Origin of the sequence: Pseudoalteromonas peptidolytica (genome assembly GCF_012641745.1) — a bacterium.
Lineage (GTDB): Bacteria > Pseudomonadota > Gammaproteobacteria > Enterobacterales > Alteromonadaceae > Pseudoalteromonas > Pseudoalteromonas peptidolytica.
Map to the genome: position 1 here is coordinate 1 of NZ_WEHZ01000045.1, position 23020 is coordinate 23020.

Consider the following 23020-nt stretch of genomic DNA (forward strand, 5'->3'; position numbering starts at 1 on the left):
GCTCAAGCAGTGTGAATGCGGCTTACCGAGTCAACGCAGCAAATTGAAAACCGCTGGCTGGAACGACAAATTTAGGGCACAGGTATTCTTTGGTTTATAAGTAATCAAAGTATGCTCCGCCCCTGGACTGCTAGTAAATTTAGAACTTGTTTTCAGCACGGTAAGAGCATCTGAAATTTTATCTATCTTTTTTACTTCAACATATTGTTGCTCAATGTTATCTGTAAGCGTATTCAATATATGATTTTTATCAATATAACTGATATCAGCATGTGCCAGTGGGGAAAAAACAATAAAACCCCACATTATAATACCACTCTTAAATTCCATCTTTTTTCCTTTATTAGCATGATTATATAACCTATATTCTCTGGCTAAAGCTAGTACTAAGCAGCAAAACCCTGTTTTGGTTACACTCTTTCTAAAGAGCTTTTTCGTTTTCATCAATTTAAAAAAGGTTACTAATAGTTTTAATCGCCTCTTTTATTAAAGTTATTTAATTTAATAAAAGCTATTGTTATTGCTCCCCCCCTTTGAGCACAACTATATCAATAGTTCTAAACTGATTTATATATTTTAGCTAATCAATATACCTGTTGAGAACACCAAGCACACATAGTAAATACCTTCCCCTAAGCACTATCAAACATATTGAAATAACGTTGCGCATGCTCCTGTTTTTGAACTTCGGGGGTTCGACTTATCACTCAATCTCCACCCCGCTCTACACAAAAACTGACTTTTGCGCCACCGCTTGGGTTATTGCCCAGTTTAAGCTGTCCACTGTGGTTTTCAATAATAATGCGAGAGAGCATCAAGCCTATGCCATTGCCATCGGCTTTGGTGGTATAAAATGCTTCAGCAGCTTCATTTAGGTTGGAAAAACCAGGACCGGTGTCTGTAACCGTAAACACCAATTTGTCTGAGTCAGGAATAATACTGAGGGCGACTTCGGGTGGCGGTGTACAAGCTTCTAAAGCGTTATTTATAAGGTGACAAAGCACTTGTTTAATTTGGCTAGGGTCAAAAAAACCAAATTGCTCAGTTGTATTTTTTACTTGTAGCTGAGGATATGCGCTTTGCAGTTGCGCGCAAAACTCACTTACGTTGATGATTTGTGTATGTGCAGGAGGAAGCTTAGCAAGAGCAGCATAATTTCCCATAAAAGCCTTTAAGTAACTGGCACGCTCGTTAATAAGTGCAAGTCCACTGCTAAATCTATCAATATCAATATCTCCATTTAAGCGTTTGGTGAGGCTACGTGCTACCGTACCAATTGGCGCCAAGGTATTATTGATCTCATGGCTTAAAATACGAACAAAGCGCTGTAAGGCATCCTTTTCTTGTTGATATAAAATACTATCGAGTTGCTTTAGCACCAGTAAAGTATGGGGCTTATTCGCGATGTAGCAGCTATCATGTTCGAGTAAAAAAGCATGTTCTACACCACCTAGCATGACAGAGACTTTCCCTTGTTTTCGCTCTGCTTGTAATGATTGAAACCAACCAGATACGTCGTCTTTATAGCAATCTAGAAACGTTCGCTCTGCGTAGCTGTTAGCAAATGCCACTTTTTGACTGTCAAATACAATGAGCGCACAGTCAATCTTTTCAATAATTTGCTTTAGCAGGTCGCTGTGCTCTGCAAGCGCCCGCTGATCGGCTTGCATAGTTTGTGCTAGCGCATTTACATGCTCAACAGTTGAATGCAATTGTCTATCTTTTGCGTGTACAGCCCTTAGGGCATAATCACCTTGACGGAGCGATATCAGCAACGTGTCTATCAAATTTATGGTATGCTGCCTCGTTGAACCAAAGTGATAAGCCAATAAAACACCGCACGCTATAAATATCAAATCAACAAGTACAATCAATGTTATTGGGTAATGATGGATCATGAGCAGCACATTTACGATAACAAGTAGTAACGCATTGAGTAGCCAATGTCCAAATCGATAAAACACTTAAGCCGGCTCCTATTCGTATTTATCCATCTTGCGATACCAAGCACTACGAGACAAACCAAGACTTTTGGCTGCTTTTGAAACATTGCCACCATGAAACGCTAAGCGGCTAAACAGTGCCTGCTCTACAATTTCATCCAGCGTTAAATCGTGATTCTCGGGTATAACTGACGTACTTTTTGTTGTTGAGTGAAGCGACTGGTCTGAGGCGTTATTGAGTGCCAAGTCACTGGCAAAAACTTTAGCGTTTGCACACGTGAACACAACCCGTTCCATCATGTGTTTTAATTCTCTTACATTACCCAAAAACTCATATTGTTTAAGCGCTTTGACTGCACAAGGCATTAAGCTTGCGAGTGGTTTTTTATAATTATGACTAAACTGGGATAAAAAGCGTTCTGCTAGTGGCAAAATATCTTCAGGACACGCTCTTAACGGCGGTATTTCTACTTCAACCGTATTGAGTCGGTAGTAGAGGTCTTGGCGAAACGCTTGATTGGCGATAGCATCATGAAGTTTGCTATTAGTCGCCGATATGATTCTGGCCGTATTTTCCAAAACTTTGTGGCTACCAACAGCAGTGTATTTTCTCTCCTCTAAAACCTGTAACAGCTTTGCTTGCGAGCGTAGTGACAAGTTAGCAATTTCATCTAAAAATAATGAGCCGTTACTCGCGAGCGTAAATGCCCCAACCCTATCTTCTTTGGCATCTGTGAACGCGCCTTTTTTGTGCCCGAATAATTCAGAATTAAACAGCTCATCGCTTACTGCCCCCATATTAATTGAGATAAAACTGCCATCTGCGCGTCGAGAATGCTCATGTATATACTGCGCGTAATAGCTCTTTCCCGTGCCATTTTCACCAGTGAGCAAAATATTCATCTCACTTTGCGCTAACTGCGTCAGTTGCGCGAGCACTCGCTGTTTGTGTTCGCTTTGTGTAACAAAGTTAATTGACCGCTGAGTCTTTTTAAGGCGTTCATTTTCAGCGGAGAGGCGTACTAAGTCTTGTCTGTCAGCACGCTTCTCAATGTGTACTTTTATGCTGTGAGCAAGGCGCTCATCGTCCCAAGGTTTTTCGATGAAATCCGCTGCACCTTGCTTGAGGGCATTCACAGCGAGATCTAACGTCGCCCAGCCAGTCATCACTACTATCGGTAAAAGTGGGTCGATTTGCATCAATTGGGAGATTGCCGCAAGGCCTTCTTTACCACGGGTCGTATCTTGGGTAAAGTTCATATCCAATAACACCAAGTCTACTTCTTGCGTACTCACATAATCAAACGCTGCATCTGGTGTTACGACGCCATGGCAAGTATAGCCTTCATCTTCAAGTAAAAACTTCAGACTCGCTTGAATATCAAGCGAATCATCTACTATGAGCACCTTTTTCACATTATTATTCCATTCTTAAGCTAACCGCAGGTTGGACTTTTATGCAGCGCTTCACCGGCACGTATAACGCAAAGCACACCGCCGCAAATACCAGCAACAAAGTCACTGTACCTGCGCCAAACATTACGCTGAATGGCACAACACCACGGAAAAAGTCTACCGCAAGATAACACAAGATATAGAAAATTAATGCAGAAATCATCAACCCAGTTAAGGTATGGGCAAGGTTTTTCTTGATAAATAACAACATGATCTGACCATCTTTTGCCCCTAAAGTACGGCGAATACCTATTTCATAGCTAGATTTGTTGATATTACTCAGACCCATGGCATAAATACCAATTAAAGAAAGCGTCAATGCAAATCCACCCACAATCAAAAACACATAAATGATGCTGGTGAAAGCCCCCATCATAGAACGGTGGTTGTCGTAGTGATCAAAGATATAGCTGGTTTCGAGCTTGCTTGAGAGCCTACTTAACACGCGATAGAAGGTTTCGTAACTTTGGCTTGGCGGCAACTCAGTAATGAACTTAACCGCCATTGCATTTTCCTTTGGCGCATATTGATGAAAACTAAAGTAGACTTCATGACGACGATCGCTGGCAACAACGTTCATTTCATCCACAGCAATACCAACTATTTTAGCGCTTGGCCATTTTGCATCACGTAACATCAGTGAGCGACCCAATACTTCCCCGCTGCCGAACAGAGCCTCTGCGAGAGACTGGCTAATGATCACGACGGGCGCAGCTTCTGTGTTGTCTTGTGCTGTGAAGTTCCTACCGCTTTGCAACTCGCGCTTAAACAGATGAGATACCGCTTCAATATTTATGATTTTATCGGTATACACTTCGCCCTCGCTTGTTAGCACATCAAGCTCCATCTCCCGTTGATACACACGCCCTTCTTTAAAGGCAGAGTCCAATGTCATTCCCACGACTAGTGCGTTTGCCATTTCGAGCGCTTTATCACTCGAAAACTCGCTTTCAGTTTGAAATTGCAACTCAGTTGAGTACACCCCTTTGAGGGCTTCGCCGTCAATATTTCCCGCCATAGAATACATCACATAGCCTATGGTGCTCGATGCCATCAGCATAAAGCTCACTAAGATCACCTGCAAAGACAGTAAGCGTTTTGACATCAATCCCGCTCGTTTTCCGGTTGCACCACGCGTGCCGTCTCGCAGTACATCATTGATGTTAAAATTAGCGGTTTTCACCGCAGGTAACAGCACTGCAATAGCAAATACCAAACTTATCAGCAATAGTGACACCAAGATGGTGACTGCATTTAGCTGCCAATACCACCAGTACGGCATTTTGCCACCAAACATCATATGCATAAAAAAGTTCAGCGCTCGCAAACCGAGGTCTGTTAATAATAGCGCCACAACCCAACTGCTAACGCAGTAGACCAAGCCCTCGCAAGCATGCTGCTGAACCACCCTTAATTTTTTCGCGCCAATCGCGGCCCGAATAGCCGACTCTTTTTGTCTCTCAATGATTTTGGCAAAAAGTAAGTTACCAATGTTAATTGAGGAAATAAGCAAAATAAGTACGATACCAGCCATAAACAAGGTAAATATAAATACCGCTTCACCATCGGTGTTGTATTCCACCAAGGTCATAGATTCAACTCGCACGCGTTTATCTACTTCAAGTGCAGAGCGGCTCATTCGCTGTTTGACATAATCGCTGAAAAATAAGCTTAGACGCTGCTCAAGCTTTGCTTCCAGTGCCCCGCTCGGCAACTTATAGATTATATTTATCTCGTCTTCAGGTGCGGCATTATTCGCTTTTAATGGTAACCAGAGCTTAGAAAATACAGGAAAATTATTGCGCTTGGGCATCACACCGATTATCTCGTAGGGCTTTTGGTCGATAATCATGGTTCGCCCAATAACATCTTTACTGCCTTGAAATAGGTGCAGCCATAGGTAATCTGAAATAACCACTACATCTTGGGCTGAACCGATAAAATCTTCAGCGGTATAAAATCGTCCAAGTGCCGGTTTACTATTCAAAAACTGAAAAAAGCGTTCATCAACATACGAGCCACGATAATGACTGCCTCGCTCAGCATCACTTACCCAAACTTGTGCCGGAGCGATGTAAAGCCACTCATCCAACTGGTTGACTTCATCAAGCGCTTTGAGCTGTGGCAACATACTATACGAAAATTGACTTTGCATACTGATAGGATTGTGAACTTTGAGGATCCTAATTTCAGTGTTACTACTATTTACTTGGCTATGTGAAAAGGCCACCGTATAAATATAGTTAAAACCAATAAGTGATATGGTCAAACTACCAACCATGATAAACATCATCAATAACGTGAAGCGCATTGATTTGGCGATATTTCTCAGTGCATAACGAAAGTCTAGAAGTAATCCCATACTAAGCTCCAACGACTTTGCTTGCGCGCTCAAGCTGTTTTTTGTCTCTTAAAATTGTGCCATCTAGCATAGAGATAACACGGCTAGCGTAAGTCGTAGATTCGATATCATGCGTTACCATACAAATCGTTTTGCCAGCAGCATGAAGCTCGCTTAATAACCCTAACACTTGCTGTGCATTGTGTGAGTCCAAATTACCGGTCGGCTCGTCCGCAAGGATCAAATCTGGTGAATTAATCAAGGCTCTAGCAACCGCAACACGCTGTTGCTGTCCGCCTGACAGCTGAGAAGGAAAATGATTGATGCGGTTTTCTAATCCCACCATCGACAGCGCATCTTTGGCTTTTTGCTCCATTTCTTTTTGGCTAATGCCGCCGATATAAGTCAACGGTAACATGACATTTTCGAGCACGTTTAAATCACTGATAAGATTAAAGGCCTGAAAAATAAAACCGATATGATTGGCACGAATATGAGCACGCTCGTCCGAGTTTAAATTAAACGCTTGGTTACCACTGATAAAGTACTCGCCGTTACTTGGCTCATCAATCAAGCCCAAAATTGACAATAACGTTGACTTGCCGCACCCTGACGGTCCCGTGATAGCCACAAACTCGCCGGGCTCTACTACGAGATTAATACCATCTAGCGCTTGCGTTGCAATTTCGTCTGTTTGAAATCGCTTTTCGATGTTGTTGAGTTGAATAACTGAGTTCATAATGATGTCCTGTTAACGCACTAGCACTTGGCTATCTTGAGTGTATTTTTCCATATCGGAAATGATGATAGTCTGATTTTTATTAAGGCCTTCAAGCACTTCTATATAGTTTACCGAACGCTGACCAAATTTAACTGTTTTTTTCGTCGCCAAATGTTTATCAACAACAAAGACACTGGCTTGATTATTTGCCACGGCATTGGCAGGCATGGCAACAAAAGTAGCGTTTGATTGATGACTGGTCACAATTACGCCTTCAATATTGAGCTTGTCTCTGGCTTCTATTGGCAGTGTATTTGTGATGCTTAGCTCCACCTCCACTTGGCCATTTACCACCTTTGGAGAAACACGATTAACAACAGCACCAAAACGAGAGGTGTAGGTGTCTATCGTCGCTTGTTGCCCAACTTGTACCTGTGGTGCATCTAATTCAGCGACATTAATTTTAGCGACTAGTAAGCGGGGATCAGCGACCTCAGCTACTGAGCTGGTACTAGCTAGCTGCATGCCTAATTCAATAAATACATCTTGAATTTGACCTGTGATGGGCGCACGCACTTTAAGCGCAGTAATGTTCTCTTTAAGCAGCTTAATTTCAGAATATAAACTGGCTTGCTCGGCCTGCTGCGCGGTCATTTTCGCTTGCAACACAGCTTGTTGAGTAGCGACGCTGGTTTGTTGTAATTCAACTTGTTTTTGACTGCGCTGCATTGCAAATTCGCTGCGCTGATGGTCAAGCATGGAAATGGTACTGTTACCTTTGTCTATCAAGGTTTTTTGTGCTTGCCACTGGGCTTTTTCAGCTTTATAGGCCAAAAAAGCGTCATAGTGAGCCGTTTTTGCTTGCTGTACTTTCGCTTTCAATTCAGCCAGTTCAGCTTCGTGTTGTGCTACCGTTTTGCTCAGCAAGCTTTGTTTTTGAGTCAATGTTTGATGTAAAGCAGGGTTTTCAAGTCGCGCAATTATCATCCCTTGTGTGACCATTTCCCCAGGCTTTACCAAGACTTCAACCACTTTCCCTCCGCTGATACTAGTTACCAAGTGGCGTTTCTCTAGTACTAAACTACCCAACCCCTTCACACTCAGCTCAAACTCACCTTGCTGAACTTTAGCGACGATTAATTCATCTTGAAAAACCACATTCGACGCGCTTTGCGTATATGCTTTGGTGAAAACGACCAAGCCCCCGACAAGTAGCGCAATAACCAGCAACACCACTTTAGTCATTGGTAAGCGCTGAGTTTTTGCTAGTTTTATATCCATACTCTGTACTCCTCTTTAAGAATACAGGATATAAATCAAGTTTCAGGCCATTATTTTTTTCATTAATAATCAATACGATAAACTATTTCAGTAGAAAATAAGATAGCAGGTGTGTCGAAAGTGAGACACAGTAATTAAACAACCTGTCTCGAAACTGGAACAGTTCAAAAAGCGGGAAGCAAAAATCCGGAGCATCAGTGCTGTAATTCAAAAATGTTTAGTGGTGTAACTGACGAGTAATGCTTGAAATTACTCGGAAAGCTTGAGCATTAACCTAAACTAGGGATAATAATACCAATTTGACTTAATACTTGCTCAATTTGAAGGAGTAAATCTGACGCTAACCGCGTTAAAAATTTCTTATTTAGAACAACTAAATAGCAAAATTTTTGCCTTGCCTACAGGACGTAGGTACCTCGGCGTGAGCAGGACGCGGTAGCGGGGTTATCAACAAGATTTTCTCGCCTCAAAATAGACCACTTAATTAAGAAAATTGGTATAACTTGTTCTTTAGCAGCTGTTATCACTTACTACTGCGTTCACTTTTTTGCAATAGTATGGTTAGCGCTTAGACGGGTGGTGGGTTTTAGTTTCTGATGTGTGCATTCGCTTTGTGCAGTTAACAATGACTTCTCGCTTTTCGTCTTCGCTAAAGCGACTCCAGCTGGTGATTTCTTGCAGTGTCCTAAAACAGCCAACACACACATCGTTATCGTCCAAACAGCACTGCCTTACGCAAGGGGAGTGGACAAAGTAATCATTTAAATTTGCCATCAAAGGTTCCTAAAACATCCCTAAAATCGATACCTCGAGTGTACTATTTGACAAGATCCTTTTCTAATAATAGTAAAGTTTTATTATTGTGTTGTAGTGAATCAAATTGACTGTACCCTTGTTTTTGATAAATGTGTAATGCTCGCTTATTTTTGGCAAATACATCCAACCAAATACGTACCATCTGTAATTCAACTAATACATACGCTTCCATCAGCTGCAGCGCTTTTTGCCCAATACCCATTCCTTTTTTGCTAACAACAATACGGCGAAATTCGACGCTATTTTTATCTGGTTCAGCAGCCAAAAGTATAAAACCAACTATCTCATCTCCGTCCTGTATATTCAAATAATAGACATTAGGCTCAATAAACAATTGTTGATGAGCCGTCAGTGTACTACTCAAAATAAACTCTGTATTTTCCTGCGCGCTTTCCATTTCACATAAAATTGCCAATTCTACAAACTCACTTGGTACTAGCTTTATCATCTTCTTTAACCTGAATTTAGGATAGTTAGTTAACTTCTCTTATTTCTTCTTGATACGACGAGGCACATCAAACCTGTGCCACCGTCATTGAGCCGTGCATATAACCATTACTTAAGCAATTTCGCATTCAGATCATTGATAAAATCCGCATTATTCAATCTCGTATCTTGCGTCACCAACCAAGCTTCAAGTGTATCAATGCTCGCTGATTGATAAAGCGTTGCTAAGTAATTTTGAAGCGATATATTAAGCTCATCACACAGCGTTTGCAGACACACCCAAACTGCTTCAGGCATTTCTATGGATTTCCTATGTTTTTTTAGTTGCGAGTGTTGAAACATGCTTAAGAGCCCAACCAATCCCAGCGCACTCTTTTCGTCTAAAGGAGCTATTTGTTGAGTTTGTATAAACTTGGGAGGTTTGGGGAAATCAAATATGAACTCAGGTGAGCTGTTATTACAGTACTGATACTTCACTTCTGCACCAACTGATAAATTCGTAGCTTCACATGGAATAGTAAAAGGAACGTTAAGACTACTCTCATGCTCACCGAGCATGTGCTCTTTATACACAGTAATATGCGTATTCAACTTAAAGCCGTCGCCTGGCTCATACTCCTCAGGGATCGTTAACGTTCCAGTCAATACCGAGCTATCTCCTTCACTTAATTTTTTAACGGTTGTGCGCTGCAAATTAAAAAACTCACCGACTTGAACCTCAGCATCGCTTCTTTTTAATGTCGCAAAAAGCGCTATCGACTCGGGGATCAACACGCCATCTTCTTGCAAATATGGGAATAAATGCTTAAAAATCCATACTTGTGGCTCCCTTTTTAGGAGGGCCGTCATCGTTTCCGAAATAATAATATCGAATTTATCTGCATCTTTTGGCTGCCATTTTAGTGCATCGGTGCACACCACTTCCTCAACGCAATGTGCAACATCCAGCTTATCAATAAGTTGCTGTACTGCTGAAACATTCTCTTTATGGATGTCGAGTAATGTCGCTCGAACAGGTAAGTCAGGGAGCATAGCGAGTAAAGGAACAAGCAAGGTTGCATAGGGGCCTGTACCTGCGTATAAAATACGTACTTCAGGTAAACCTTGGTTTAGCTTGTCTTCTATCGCAGCTTTTACCCCCTGCATAAAGACAAGGCTTCGCAATTGTTCTTGAGTGCACTTAGCTGCTTGCACAGGGGAAATCGCAACGCCAAACTCGGTGTTTACATTACTCCAATCATTCATATCAAACTCAGTCTCAATCCCTGTCAGCTCACCCAGGACTTGAGTGAATGCTTGAAATAACACACTTAAATTTGCGGTATGTTTGTTCGCGGCGAAGATGCTATTCAGCAAATCCCGCTTAAATTCTTGAAGTTCCATTGTTTTCCTTGAAGTACGCTCAGATACATTATTAAAGCACTAAAACACTACTTTACAGTATCTTTGACCCTTTTCTTATATTGTTTTTTAGATCAACTCTGTTTTTGTTTCTGATCAATGATGGCGCTGCAACTGCTGTTAAACTGAGTACTCTGAGGCTTGCAGAAAGTTACACAACACACTGTTTTGGGATTTAATTTGGTATTGTCAGCAACTCAGATTAACTATATTTAGCCACCCAATCAAGGAGCAACATGATGAAAGCTGCGTTAGTGCATCAATTTAAACAGCCACTAGAAATTCAAGAAGTTGAAAAGCCTGAGCTCACCCAAGGCTCGGTCATTGTAGAAATTGCCGCCTGCGGTGTCTGTCATACGGACTTACATGCGTGTCACGGTGATTGGCCGGTAAAACCCAAATTACCACTAGTACCCGGTCATGAGGGTGTTGGTACGATTATCGCAAAAGCTGATGATGTCAAACATCTAGCCATTGGCGATAGAGTCGGCATACCTTGGCTGCATAGTGCCTGTGGTCACTGCGAGCACTGCCTCAAAGGCGATGAAAACTTATGCCCAGATCAACTAAATAGCGGTTACTCTGTGGATGGCGGGTATGCTCAATTTTGCAAAGCTGACGCAAACTACGTCATAAAAATTCCAGCAGGCCTATCGTTTGTTGATGCTGCGCCATTGTTTTGTGCGGGTGTCACTACCTATAAAGCGTTAAAAGTATCACAAGCCAAACCGGGAGAGTGGGTGGCTATTATTGGTGTTGGTGGCCTCGGTCACTTAGCTGTGCAATATGCCAAAGCCATGGGGCTAAATGTGGTTGCAGTGGACACCGGTGAATCAAAATTAGCACTGGCAAAAGATCTTGGCGCTGATTTATGTATCGACTTTAAGCACCATGACCCCGCACAAGAGATGCAAGAGCAACTTGGCGGCGTCCAAGCGGTTGTCTGTACCGCAGTATCTAAACCCGCATTTACTACTTCGTTCAATAGTGTAAAGCGCGGCGGTACATGCGTTTTAGTTGGCTTACCACCTGAAGAAATGCCAATCCCGATTTTTGATACTGTACTTAAAGGTATCAGTGTAGTTGGTAGTATCGTGGGTACTCGTCAAGATCTAACGGAATGCTTACAGTTTGCCGCTGAGGGCAAAGTAAAGGCCATTATTGAAACCAAACCACTTGAGCAAATCAATGATATATTCGATGATATGCTTAACAGCGAGATTAACGGAAGAGTTGTGCTTACCTTTGACTAACCTGTGCAGGCGTGCTGAACACGATTCCATTTAGCACAATAAGGAATAACAGCTTGGGCGCGCCAGTTGTTATTCCATGTTTGAATCATGTCATATGAGTATTAATACTTTCTACGCAAAAAATAACCCATACAGTACCAGCAGTACTAACATTAATGAAAAACCATATCGAACACGCTTTAGCACGGTCTCATCTTTCAATGTTTTAAAAATCACACCACCTAATGCCAGCCACATTGTGTCGACCACTATCGCCACCACGTAGCACACGCTAGCGGCAAGTAACGTAGCAACTAGATTTGAGCCTGCAGGCACCGAAGCAGTCGCAAAAATAGCGATGCAAGCCGCGTAGGCTTTGGGGTTAAGGAGGTTAAGAATAAACCCATCTTTAAAGCTAGGTAGCCGTGCGCCAGTATTACCAAGCGCCGAGTTGTTTGCTGCAATTTTATAGGCGACGTAAATTAAGTAGGCGGCTGCAAGCCACTTTAGCACGAGCGTCACCTGAGGCTGACTTACCAGCAGTCCAGCCACTCCCGTAGCCGCACAGATCACTGCTACTAACAATCCCGCCAAAATACCAGCTAAGAACGGGAAACCTTTTTTCACACCTTGGCTGGCGCCAGCTGCCGCAAGTGCTAGCGGCGCAGGCCCTGGTGAGCCAAGTAACACCGCAGTTGTAATTGCCACAGAAAGTAGAGCTTCGAACATCATCTTATCCTTATGATTTTTTATATTACGAGTTCGCTTGATAGATACCACAGACGTAGCCAAGCGACTGGCACACCTTCACGACCAAGCAATAACTCGGGAATTTTCTTATATTGAGAATAAGGCTCTTGGGAACAGAGCCTTTAATTAAGTGTGGAGTTACGCCTCTGGGACGCGAACAAAGCCTTCCATTAGCACGCGAGCACTGCGGCTCATGACGGCTTTTTTAGCTTGCCAACGGCCAGACTCTTGCTGTGCTTGCGCGCCAACCTTTAAGGTGCCTGATGGGTGCCCAAAGGTCACTGAGTTAAGATCACCGCCACCTGCCGCTTCGTTAACTAGGGTGCCAGGAATGGCCGCCGCGGTTGCTATCGCCACAGCGGCTGTGCCCATCATCGCATGGTGCAGTTTACCCATAGATAAGGCACGAACGTTTAAGTCGATGGTATTGGCTTCCACCGCTTTACCGCTCGATGCAGCATAAGATTTAGCGGGTGCAACAAAAGCAATTTTGGGGGTATGTTGGCGAACTTTCGCTTCGTCAATATGACCTATCAACCCCATTTTCACTGCGCCATAGGCACGGATCTTTTCAAATCGCTCAAGTACCGCTGAGTCTCCATTAATCGCTTCTTGTAACTCTGTACCTTCATAGCCTAAATCGGCAGCACGGAAAAAAAGCGTGGGGATCCCGGCACTAATCATGGTCACTTCAAAGGTGCCTTCATCAGGCACAGTTAACGTATCGACGAGATTGCCCGACGGAAACATATCAACATCTGGGTCGCTTGGATCCATAAACTCAACCACCACTTCTGCTGCTGGGAAAGTTACGCCATCCAGTTCAAAATCGCCCGTCTCTTGCACTTCTCCATTGCTGATAGGAACATGCGCCACTATGGTTTTGCTAATATTCGCCTGCCAGATTTTAACGACAGCAACACCGTTCTCAGGCACTTTATGCGCGTCGACTAAGCCATTGCTGATCGCAAATGCCCCCACCGCAGCCGTTAAATTGCCACAGTTTCCGCTCCAATCAATAAATGGTTTGTCGATAGCAACCTGACCAAATAAGTAGTCCACATCATGGTCGGCTTTGTCGCTTTTACTTAAGATCACGGTTTTACTGGTACTGGAAGTTGCACCGCCCATACCATCGGTATGTTTACCATAGGGATCTGGGCTGCCAATCACACGTAGCAGCAAGTTATCTCGCGCTTCACCCGATTGCTGCGCGTACTCGGGTAAATCTGTTAAATTAAAGAACACCCCTTTAGAGGTGCCGCCACGCATATAAGTGGCAGGAATTTTAATTTGCGGCTTAAATTGACTCATGGTTACACACCTTCCGCTTCGAGGAAGTCTTGGGCAAAGCGTTGTAACACGCCGCCAGCAGAGTAAATAGACACTTCTTCAAAGGTATCTAAGCGACAAGTCACAGGCACCTCTACACGCTCACCACTTTGACGATTAATCACAAGAGTTAAAGTAGCACCTGGTGCCGGTTCCCCCTCAACGTCATAGGTTTCTGTACCATCGAGTTCAAGCGTTTTACGGGTTGTGCCCGCTTTAAACTCAAGCGGTAATACTCCCATACCGATTAAGTTGGTACGGTGAATACGTTCAAAGCCTTCTGCTGCGATAACTTCAACTCCAGCCAAACGTACACCTTTTGCAGCCCAGTCACGAGATGAACCTTGGCCGTAATCCGCGCCAGCAACGATGATCAGCGGTTGCTTACGCTCCATGTAGGTTTCGATGGCTTCCCACATTCTGGTGACTTTGCCTTCAGGCTCAACACGCGCCAGTGAACCTTGTACTACTTCACCGTTTTCTACCACCATTTCGTTTAACAGTTTGGGGTTGGCGAATGTCGCACGCTGCGCCGTTAAGTGATCACCTCGGTGTGTCGCGTATGAGTTGAAATCTTCTTCCGGTAAACCCATTTTGGCCAGATATTCACCCGCCGCACTACTTGCCAAAATCGCATTCGATGGTGACAAATGATCCGTCGTGATGTTATCGCCTAAAATCGCTAATGGACGCATGCCTTTCATGGTACGCTCGCTCGCCAATGCCCCTTCCCAATAAGGAGGGCGACGAATATAAGTACTCGTTGGACGCCACTGATAAAGTGGGTCGTTGTCTTCACCATAGTCTACCGTGAGGTCAAACATTGGTTCATAAACGGCGCGGAACTGCTCTGGTTTTACGCTTTCTTTGATCACTGCATCGATTTCTTCATCGCTTGGCCAGATATCTTTAAGTGTGACCGGATTACCTTCTTGGTCGCGACCAAGTACACCATTTTCAATATCAAAACGCACGGTGCCTGCAATTGCATAAGCTACAACTAGTGGCGGTGAAGCTAAGAAGGCTTGCTTTGCGTATGGATGAATTCGGCCGTCAAAGTTACGGTTACCCGATAACACTGCCGTTGAGTATAAATCACGGTCAATCACTTCTTGTTGAATTTTCGGATCAAGTGCGCCACTCATGCCATTACAAGTCGTACAAGCAAAGGCAACGACACCAAAACCGAGCTGCTCAAGCTCAGGTAGGAGCTTTGCCTCTTCCATATAAGAACGTACTGCTTTCGACCCCGGTGCAAAAGACGTTTTCACCCAAGGTTTACGGGCAAGGCCTAATTTATTGGCATTACGTGCGAGCAAGCCTGCGGCAACTACATTGCGTGGATTACTGGTGTTAGTACAGCTGGTAATAGCAGCGATGATCACGGCACCATCTGGCATCAAGCCATCTTTTGGCGCTTCAATCTCTTTAACGATACCTTGATTGGCAAGGTCGTTAGTTGCAACGCGGCGATGCGGATTTGAAGGGCCTGCAATATTACGTGTCACCGTCGACAAATCGAACTTAAGTACACGCTCGTACTGTACGTTTTGTAAAGAATCAGCCCAAAGCCCAGTTAATTTAGCGTATTTTTCCACCAACTTGATTTGCTCGTCATCACGGCCTGTGAGCTTCAAATAATCAATGGTTTGCTCATCGATGTAGAACATGGCCGCGGTTGCGCCATACTCTGGTGTCATGTTTGAAATTGTCGCACGGTCACCTAAATTAAGGTCTTGCGTACCTTCACCGAAGAATTCTAAGTAGCTAGAAACGACGCGCTCCTTACGCAAAAATTCAGTGATCGCCAATACGATATCCGTTGCGGTGATCCCCGGTTGGCGTTTACCAATGATTTCAACACCAACAATATCCGGCAATCGCATGTAAGACGCACGACCAAGCATTACGCTTTCCGCTTCAAGGCCACCCACACCAACGGCAATAACGCCAAGTGCATCTACGTGTGGCGTGTGGCTGTCGGTGCCAACAAGCGTATCTGGGAAGGCAACACCGTCACGCGCTTGAATAACTGGCGACATTTTTTCCAAATTGATTTGGTGCAAAATACCATTGCCCGGCGGGATCACATCGACGTTTTTAAATGCCGTTTTAGTCCAGTTGATAAAATGAAAACGGTCGTCATTTCGACGGTCTTCAATCGCGCGGTTTTTCTCAAACGCATCTTCTTCATAACCAGCATGCTCTACTGCCAAGCTGTGATCGACAATCAGCTGAGTCGGCACGACAGGGTTGACTTTAGCTGGATCTCCGCCTTTTTCAGCGATAGCATCACGTAAACCCGCAAGGTCGACTAGTGCAGTTTGACCCAAAATATCATGGCAAACTACGCGAGCAGGAAACCACGGAAAGTCCAAATCGCGACGACGCTCGATGATCTGTTCAAGATAATCATTGAGTTTTTCAGGCTCAGCGCGGCGCACTAAGTTTTCAGCAAGTACACGTGAGGTGTAAGGTAGAGTCTCATAGCTACCGGGTTTAATAGCTTCTATTGCTTCTTTTGTATCGTAATAGCAAAGTTCAGAATCAGGTAAACGTTTACGGAATTGAGTATTCATAACAACTTCCAACAATCTGTGACGGAGAACAGGCGGCCATGACGGCCGCCAGAATAGACTTGAGTCGTGCTCGATTAACGCTCAGAAATAGCAGGAACTGGACGTAATTCTTCACCAGTGTATTCCGCTGATGGACGAATAATTCGGTTATCTGCGCGCTGCTCCATAACGTGTGCAGCCCAACCTGTTAAGCGTGACATAACGAAGATTGGGGTAAACAATTTAGTTGGGATCTTCATGAAGTTATAAGCTGATGCGTGGAAGAAATCGGCATTACAGAATAGCTTTTTCTCGCGCCACATTACTTCTTCACAGCGTACAGACACAGGGTAAAGTACAGTATCCCCCACATCTGCTGCTAGCTTTTCAGACCAGCGTTTGATGATTTCGTTACGAGGGTCTGACTCTGAATAGATAGCATGACCAAAGCCCATGATTTTTTCTTTACGCTCAAGCATGCCCATCATTTCTTGCTCTGCGTGATCAGCAGATTCAAAGCGCTCAATCATTTCCATTGCCGCTTCGTTTGCACCACCGTGAAGTGGACCACGTAGAGAACCAATCGCACCAGTAATACATGAGTGCATATCAGAAAGCGTTGAAGCACAAACACGGGCAGTAAAGGTTGATGCGTTAAACTCGTGCTCGGCATAAAGGATAAGTGACACGTGCATTACGCGCTCATGCAGCTCACTTGGCTTTTCACCATGAAGTAGGTGTAAGAAATGAGCACCAATTGAGTCGTCATCCGTCTCCACGTCGATACGAACGCCATCATGGCTAAAGCGATACCAGTAGCAAATAATACTTGGGAAGCTCGCTAACATGCGGTCGGTTACTTTACCTTGCTCGTCAAAGCTTGCTTCACCTTCAAGGTTGCCAAGCATTGAACAGCCAGTACGTAATACGTCCATCGGGTGTGCGTCAGCAGGAATACGTTCTAATACTTCTTTTAACGCCTGCGGCAAACCGCGCATTGCTTTTAGCTCGCTTTTATAAGCGTCCAGTTCAGTTTGATTTGGTAAGTTACCTTTAAGGATAAGGTGAGCCACCTCTTCAAACTGACAATTTTCAGCTAGGTCCTTTACATCGTAACCACGATAAGTCAAACCTGAGCCCGACTTACCTACCGTTGATAGTGCTGTTTTTCCCGCTACTTGACCACGAAGGCCCGCGCCACTTAGTACTTTAGCCATATTATTGTCTCCTGAATTTTTTACCTGCTGGGTATTGATATTTTGTGCTGCTGAGTAACCCCAGCAGCTTTAATTTTTTACTTATTTTTACCTTCGGCGAAAAGTGCATCGAGCTTTTGCTCATACTCGTGATAACCAAGGTAATCATACAAATCCATACGGGTTTGCATGGTATCGAGTACCGCTTTTTGGTCACCGTTTTCTAAAATGGACTGATATACCAACTCTGCCGCTTTATTCATCGCTCTGAACGCACTCAATGGGTAAAGCACCATGTCTACCCCCCACTCTCCTAGCTCAGCCTTATTCCAAAGCTCAGTCTTGCCAAACTCAGTGATATTCGCGAGGATGGGCACATCAAGTGCTTCGCTGAATGCGCGATAGTGTTCTTCTGTTTGTACCGCTTCTGCAAAAATGCCATCCGCGCCTGCTGCAACATAAGCTTTTGCACGCTCAATTGCCGCCTCTAGCCCTTCTTGTGCAAAAGAGTCTGTTCTTGCCATGATGAAAAAGTCAGGATCGGTGCGCGCATCAACTGCTGCTTTAATACGGTCAACCATTTCTTCTGTCGACACGATTTCTTTATTCGGGCGGTGACCACAACGCTTTTGCGCCACTTGGTCTTCCATGTGTACCGCTGCAGCCCCTGCTTTTTCCATATCTCGAACGGTTTTAGCAATGTTAAATGCACCACCCCAGCCAGTATCAATGTCAACCATCAAAGGAAGATCACAGGCAGAAGTAATTCGACTTACATCAGCAATGACATCATTTAAAGATGTCATTCCTAAGTCAGGCAAACCATATGAGGCATTAGCAACGCCACCACCTGAAAGATAAATAGCTTGATGGCCAATCTTTTTTGCCATTATCGCGCTGTAAGCATTAATAGTTCCGACAATTTGTAACGGCTTATTGGCTTTTAGTGCCTCACGAAATTTTTTTCCTGCGCTCATGATGATGTTCTCTCTTATATATGTGATTGATTGCTTGCTAACTTGGCTGCGATATTATTTTTAGAATATTGAATATGTCGACGCATCAGTATTTCTGCCAGCTCTGGGTCGCGGTTACTGATTGCACGAACAATATGTTTATGCTCGTCAAATGCAGTGGTAACCCGAGGCCCTGCCATCCCTAACTGTACGCGATACATGCGCACTAAGTGATATAAACCATTGACCAGCATAGAGATGAGGCTAGCATTTTTACTGCCAAGAATAATGCGGTAATGAAAATCAAGGTCACCCGCTTCCTGATAGTAAGAGTGTTGATTTTTGACCTCATCGAATTGGCTCGACAGAAGACCTTCTAAATCTTGTACTTCACCCTCGGTCATGTACTGTGCAGCCAGTCTTGCTGCCATCCCCTCCAGCGCCTCTCGAATTTGATAAAGCTCCATCAAACCTTCTGGTGTAAGGGTAACAACACGTGCTCCAACGTTGGCTTTACGTTCAACCAAGTGACATGACTCCAAACGATTAATTGCCTCACGAACAACCGCTCTACTGACCTCGTATTTTGTCGACAATTCCATTTCGCTGAGCTTGGAACCAGCAGCTATCTCTCCTTCGACAATTTCCTTTCTCATACGAAAGAATGCTTTATCAGAAGAAGTAACTGCTTGTTCGTCTAGAAAGCTCATCATTAGTTAGTCAGTCATCGTTTTTTAAGTTGTAGACAATATAGTGTTAGTTGACGTTAACGTCAACTAACAAAAATGCAAATTGTCGACAATTCTTAATATAGACACTATTCACCAATTTTATGATGTATTAAAACTTACCGTTGATTCATTCATCACGTACAGAGGTAACGACAACATTCATTGCGCAGGATAACAATTCTGCATATTATGATATGTAATAGGACAAAAGGCTGACTATTAGCAATGTGGCGTTACCCCCTCATCACAACAATATTTCTGCTGGCAACAGGCCTTGCCAACGCACAGTCTTATTCTGTGTTGGTGTATCATGGCGCAAACCCACCCTATTATTTTGAAGAGAAAGGCAAACCAACAGGCATATTTGTCGACATTTTTCAGGAGCTGAGCAACCTGACCTCACATCAATTTAGCTTTATTCCACTTTCTGTCGCCAGAGGACAACGTTACTTTGATGGTGGTAATGTAGATATCGAACCCGGCGTAAACCCAGTTTGGCGTAAAGCCGCTAAAGTACCCGGCATATATAGTATTAACTACGCCTTTTCAACAGAGGTGCTATTAGGACGAAAAGCAAACTGCAAGGGAAAGCAACAACCTGAACACTTTTATGGTGCGCTCGTCGGCAAGGTAAGAGGGTACCACTATGACACATTCGAAGAGCACCTAGGCAAAGATAAGATCTCCATTTACGAGAATATTTCTGAAAAAGAACTCCTCGCGCAGCTTGAGCATAACCGTCTAGATTATATTATGATTGGCGCAGAAACCGCGGATTATTATATCTCTCAGCAACCTAAATATCGTGATTTTTCCCCTTGCTTTAGAATAAGCCGCTTGCCGGTGCACATGCGCTTCCAACCTCATTTGACACAGCTAAATCTGGAAATAAACACGGCGCTGAGCCGCATGATTAATGACGGCAAAATAAAAGCCATTTATGCTAAATATAAAATAACGCATTGATGGCTAGAGCTACAGCTTCACGTCTTGCTCACGATACCAATGGTCAGGTAGTCCATCTTCTAGAAAAAGAGTAGTATTAGCTACTCTTAATTTACCCACGTTACCAAATAACCAAGGAAAAAACTTGATAGAACGTATTGAAACTAAACAACGAATGAGCCGCATAGTTAAACATAACGGGACAATTTATCTATGTGGTCAAGTCTGTAAAGATGCCGAGCAAGGGATAAAAGAACAAACCGAGACCATGCTTGAAAAAGTTGACGAACTGCTTATTCAGGCGGGCAGCGACCGCAAGCACATCCTTTCTGCAACAATTTATATTAAAGACATGAAATATTTTGCTGAAATGAACGAAGTATGGGATGCGTGGGTACCGCAAGGGTATGCAACTGCACGTGCTTGTGTTGAAGCGAGCATGGCTCGTGATGCTTTGCTTGTTGAGATTTCGGTAGTCGCTGCAGAAATCTAGCTGATAAATTAAGGTAAGTGCGATTAACATTGCACTTATCTGTCATATCTGGCTCTTCGATACCGACCAAGCTTGGCAATAACACCAACCAAGATTTCCTCACGCCATTAGATTCTATTTGCTGTTAGTGAGCATAAGCTGATGCATTTCTTCATTGCCTTAATCTTGCAGGTTTGAGCTCTAATAATTTCGATTTTTAAATACCATGGGTGTGAGCAACATAATTACTAAGATTATGAACGCTATTGTAAAACCAACTTGCTGAACCATATTAGCACCAGAAAAACACATCAAAGTGGCTATCGTCAAAACAGCAATTTGAGCAAACCCAATTAAGCCTCTTTTCCCACGGTTTCCATCACCCTTAAACACCCAAAACAGAATAATGGGTAGCGATAAAGCAAACAAAATAAGTAAGGGAAAAAGCAACCCTGATGCTGCGTGTACCATCTACATTTCCTATTTACCTATGCTAACGTTAAGTAATGAGCCGCTAAACTACTATACTGACAGCACGGAAGTTAATTCAAAATAGTACCAAACGTTCCATTGAAAATGTTGCGCTACTCGATACTTTCCACAGCCACCAAATTAAGACCTTCACTCGCTGTTGGCGCTTCAAAGTATTGGGTTACATGATGAAATACAGCTTCTGTATCAAACATTGATCTTTCTGGTTGTTCTACCCGACGCATAGCGATTTGAGATAAACATTGCTCGTCGGTTAACGCTAGATACCAGAGCTCATAATCACTATTTACTTCAGAACATAGTGATACGAACCATGACCTTTGCTTGACAGTATTTGCTGGGAAATCCATAACAACATTAACCCCAATACTTAATAAGTTTTGCACATGAGATTTAACAAAAGGTTTAATGAGGTTTGAGTACTGAATGTAATCATCAAAAGTTTGAATTTGAGAAGGATAATGCGCTGACAACCAATCATCTTCTGAAATTAAAATTGCATTATTTACAGTAGCGACTGTCCGAGACTTTGTCGATTTCCCCGCCCCCATCTTGCCACAGAAAAAGAACAGCTTTCCTTTATTTTCCATATTTTCTCCATTTGTACTTAGCAATCACTTAATTGGTGAAAAACACTTAGCGATGAGTCATGGTAAAAAACACTTTTGTGTAGGTTTGCCTTAGTTTTCTTTGAATTATACATCTTCGCTACCCCACTATAAGTGGTACCTACTTCTTGGGCAAGCCCTATAAATAGTAGGCTAAGCGAAAAGTGTACCCCCCCCCTTTACAATTACTTCTGGCTATAGCGATAAATTTGGCAACTTGGATGTTTCAACCAACTTTGCCAACGTGATTGATATCGCTTAAGCCACATTTCACTGGCTTTTTCATTCGTTTTTGCGTTTATATTAACTTGCAAAGCAAACTGTGCAAGGTCGTCAGAATTAAAGGTCATACTTTGTAAAATCGCAAAGGCGCACGGTTGTGAGCGAACAAACGCGCTTGACGCTATTTTCTTTATCCAACCATCACGAGGGTTTCCACAGTCATGTAAAAAATCTTTATTAATGCCCCATTGTGGCTGCGTTCCACACTCTATTGTATAAAGTGGAAACTCTACAAAATAGCCAGCATAACGTGCTTCCACCCAGTTTGGGGTCCAATTAAATATTAAAATAGGCTTTTTGTTTTTGTACGCATCTTTTAGGACGCGCACCAGTGAAAAGTCGTCAGGTAAGTTTTCGACTCTATAATTCAGGTTTAATGCTCTAATTCTCGCTGAATCGTTCTTTTCCCATGGACCGTTATAATATACACCTCTTGGGTCATCACCTTCGCTAAATAAATGTGCACAATCGTTTAAAGCTCGCCAATCAGGTAGCTTGGGGCATAATTTTGCGACATAATCCGGATACCACCACTCTTCTCGTGTAGAAATAGGATACGTACCCGCCAGCTGAATATCACCCGAATGCAGCAATTGTTCTAGTTTATCTTCCATTGTGCCTTGCCATACCTCAACTTGCACATCAGCATGGTTATATTTTAAGTAATACCACTGCCCTACGGTTGGCAAAGAAATAAACTGTGACTGAATTCCAGCGTGCTTGAGCAAGCTGGCATAAATATTAGACACCACCAATTGGCTTGCCCAATCATTAACAATGATGCGTACTGGTTCTGCATGAGCAAAAAAACCTCCACATAAATACAGTAGTCCTCCTAAAGCCACGCGCTTACATCGTAAAGTATTCATATTGAATCAAGCAAACAGTGTACATTTATTAAGTTATAGCTGCTCGGCTCTAGATTGTGAACTTAAACCATTAGCAAACACACATCAATGCGTAAATCACATTCATCCACTTCGAAGATCAGATTTACGTGTTCAAAAAAATATAGACTGTTCGGCAAACAGGTCGGCGCTTTGTGGTAACCACTGTTCATA

General features: G+C 43.3%; 20 protein-coding genes. 3 read left to right on the top strand and 17 right to left on the bottom strand.

Features of this window, described 5'->3' with window-relative positions; all coding sequences use genetic code 11:
• Positions 1 to 30: 30 nt before the first annotated feature.
• The 9 genes from F9Y84_RS20195 to F9Y84_RS20235 all read right to left on the bottom strand — a co-directional run bounded on the left by F9Y84_RS20195 (position 31) and on the right by F9Y84_RS20235 (position 10387).
• Positions 31 to 330 (bottom strand): hypothetical protein, encoded by a 300-nt coding sequence (locus F9Y84_RS20195; protein ID WP_168756785.1) that lies wholly within the window; start codon positions 328 to 330, stop codon positions 31 to 33.
• A 377-nt stretch (positions 331 to 707) separates the two neighbouring features.
• The gene (locus tag F9Y84_RS20200; RefSeq protein WP_147391252.1) at positions 708 to 1964 is read right to left on the bottom strand and encodes a sensor histidine kinase; all 1257 of its coding nucleotides are present in this window, start codon (positions 1962 to 1964) and stop codon (positions 708 to 710) included.
• A 12-nt stretch (positions 1965 to 1976) separates the two neighbouring features.
• Positions 1977 to 3359 (bottom strand): sigma-54-dependent transcriptional regulator, encoded by a 1383-nt coding sequence (locus F9Y84_RS20205; RefSeq protein ID WP_147391251.1) that lies wholly within the window; start codon positions 3357 to 3359, stop codon positions 1977 to 1979.
• A 4-nt stretch (positions 3360 to 3363) separates the two neighbouring features.
• Positions 3364 to 5760 carry an ABC transporter permease gene (locus F9Y84_RS20210; protein WP_147391250.1) on the bottom strand — a complete coding sequence of 799 codons (2397 nt, stop codon included), beginning with the start codon at positions 5758 to 5760 and terminating at the stop codon, positions 3364 to 3366.
• Position 5761: 1 nt separating this feature from the next.
• Positions 5762 to 6478, bottom strand: coding sequence for an ABC transporter ATP-binding protein (locus tag F9Y84_RS20215; RefSeq protein ID WP_147391249.1), 717 nt, complete (start codon positions 6476 to 6478; stop codon positions 5762 to 5764).
• A 12-nt stretch (positions 6479 to 6490) separates the two neighbouring features.
• Entirely contained in the window at positions 6491 to 7741 is a 1251-nt protein-coding gene (locus F9Y84_RS20220) for an efflux RND transporter periplasmic adaptor subunit (protein WP_147391248.1), read from the bottom strand.
• Between the two features lie 561 nt (positions 7742 to 8302).
• A complete protein-coding gene (locus F9Y84_RS20225) occupies positions 8303 to 8515 on the bottom strand; it encodes a DUF1289 domain-containing protein (RefSeq protein ID WP_125252626.1) in 213 nt (70 codons plus the stop codon).
• A 43-nt stretch (positions 8516 to 8558) separates the two neighbouring features.
• Complete coding sequence (locus F9Y84_RS20230) at positions 8559 to 9005, bottom strand: GNAT family N-acetyltransferase (protein ID WP_128730168.1); 447 nt, start codon at positions 9003 to 9005, stop codon at positions 8559 to 8561.
• 107 nt (positions 9006 to 9112) lie between these two features.
• The gene (locus tag F9Y84_RS20235) at positions 9113 to 10387 is read right to left on the bottom strand and encodes an SAM-dependent methyltransferase (protein WP_147390581.1); all 1275 of its coding nucleotides are present in this window, start codon (positions 10385 to 10387) and stop codon (positions 9113 to 9115) included.
• 257 nt (positions 10388 to 10644) lie between these two features.
• On the opposite strand from F9Y84_RS20235, the gene adhP reads away from it, so the two are divergent.
• Positions 10645 to 11658, top strand: a complete 1014-nt coding sequence (adhP, locus tag F9Y84_RS20240) for an alcohol dehydrogenase AdhP (RefSeq protein ID WP_147390591.1) — start codon at positions 10645 to 10647, stop codon at positions 11656 to 11658.
• A 111-nt stretch (positions 11659 to 11769) separates the two neighbouring features.
• Here adhP and F9Y84_RS20245 read toward each other — a convergent pair whose 3' ends face one another.
• The 6 genes from F9Y84_RS20245 to F9Y84_RS20270 form a co-directional block, all read right to left on the bottom strand.
• Positions 11770 to 12369, bottom strand: a complete 600-nt coding sequence (locus F9Y84_RS20245) for a LysE family translocator (RefSeq protein WP_225740833.1) — start codon at positions 12367 to 12369, stop codon at positions 11770 to 11772.
• Positions 12370 to 12525: 156 nt separating this feature from the next.
• Positions 12526 to 13701, bottom strand: coding sequence for a 2-methylaconitate cis-trans isomerase PrpF (gene prpF, locus F9Y84_RS20250; protein ID WP_147390582.1), 1176 nt, complete (start codon positions 13699 to 13701; stop codon positions 12526 to 12528).
• Between the two features lie 2 nt (positions 13702 to 13703).
• Positions 13704 to 16298: a Fe/S-dependent 2-methylisocitrate dehydratase AcnD gene (acnD, locus tag F9Y84_RS20255; RefSeq protein WP_125252622.1), complete on the bottom strand. Its 2595-nt coding sequence runs from the start codon at positions 16296 to 16298 to the stop codon at positions 13704 to 13706.
• Positions 16299 to 16372: 74 nt separating this feature from the next.
• Positions 16373 to 17494 (bottom strand): bifunctional 2-methylcitrate synthase/citrate synthase, encoded by a 1122-nt coding sequence (prpC, locus tag F9Y84_RS20260; RefSeq protein ID WP_147390583.1) that lies wholly within the window; start codon positions 17492 to 17494, stop codon positions 16373 to 16375.
• A 77-nt stretch (positions 17495 to 17571) separates the two neighbouring features.
• The gene (gene prpB, locus F9Y84_RS20265; RefSeq protein WP_147390584.1) at positions 17572 to 18450 is read right to left on the bottom strand and encodes a methylisocitrate lyase; all 879 of its coding nucleotides are present in this window, start codon (positions 18448 to 18450) and stop codon (positions 17572 to 17574) included.
• A 14-nt stretch (positions 18451 to 18464) separates the two neighbouring features.
• A complete protein-coding gene (locus F9Y84_RS20270; protein WP_176032818.1) occupies positions 18465 to 19139 on the bottom strand; it encodes a GntR family transcriptional regulator in 675 nt (224 codons plus the stop codon).
• Positions 19140 to 19385: 246 nt separating this feature from the next.
• Between F9Y84_RS20270 and F9Y84_RS20275 the strand changes: the two genes are divergently transcribed.
• Together F9Y84_RS20275 and F9Y84_RS20280 are read left to right on the top strand one after the other, a co-directional pair.
• Positions 19386 to 20126, top strand: coding sequence for a substrate-binding periplasmic protein (locus tag F9Y84_RS20275; protein ID WP_147390585.1), 741 nt, complete (start codon positions 19386 to 19388; stop codon positions 20124 to 20126).
• Between the two features lie 124 nt (positions 20127 to 20250).
• Positions 20251 to 20598 carry a RidA family protein gene (locus F9Y84_RS20280; protein WP_147390586.1) on the top strand — a complete coding sequence of 116 codons (348 nt, stop codon included), beginning with the start codon at positions 20251 to 20253 and terminating at the stop codon, positions 20596 to 20598.
• A gap of 563 nt (positions 20599 to 21161) precedes the next feature.
• Here the strand turns inward: F9Y84_RS20280 and F9Y84_RS20285 are convergent.
• Together F9Y84_RS20285 and F9Y84_RS20290 are read right to left on the bottom strand one after the other, a co-directional pair.
• Positions 21162 to 21659, bottom strand: a complete 498-nt coding sequence (locus F9Y84_RS20285; RefSeq protein WP_128729943.1) for a P-loop nucleotide/nucleoside kinase family protein — start codon at positions 21657 to 21659, stop codon at positions 21162 to 21164.
• Positions 21660 to 21862: 203 nt separating this feature from the next.
• A complete protein-coding gene (locus tag F9Y84_RS20290) occupies positions 21863 to 22828 on the bottom strand; it encodes an ABC transporter substrate-binding protein (protein ID WP_147390587.1) in 966 nt (321 codons plus the stop codon).
• Between the last annotated feature and the right edge of the window lie 192 nt (positions 22829 to 23020).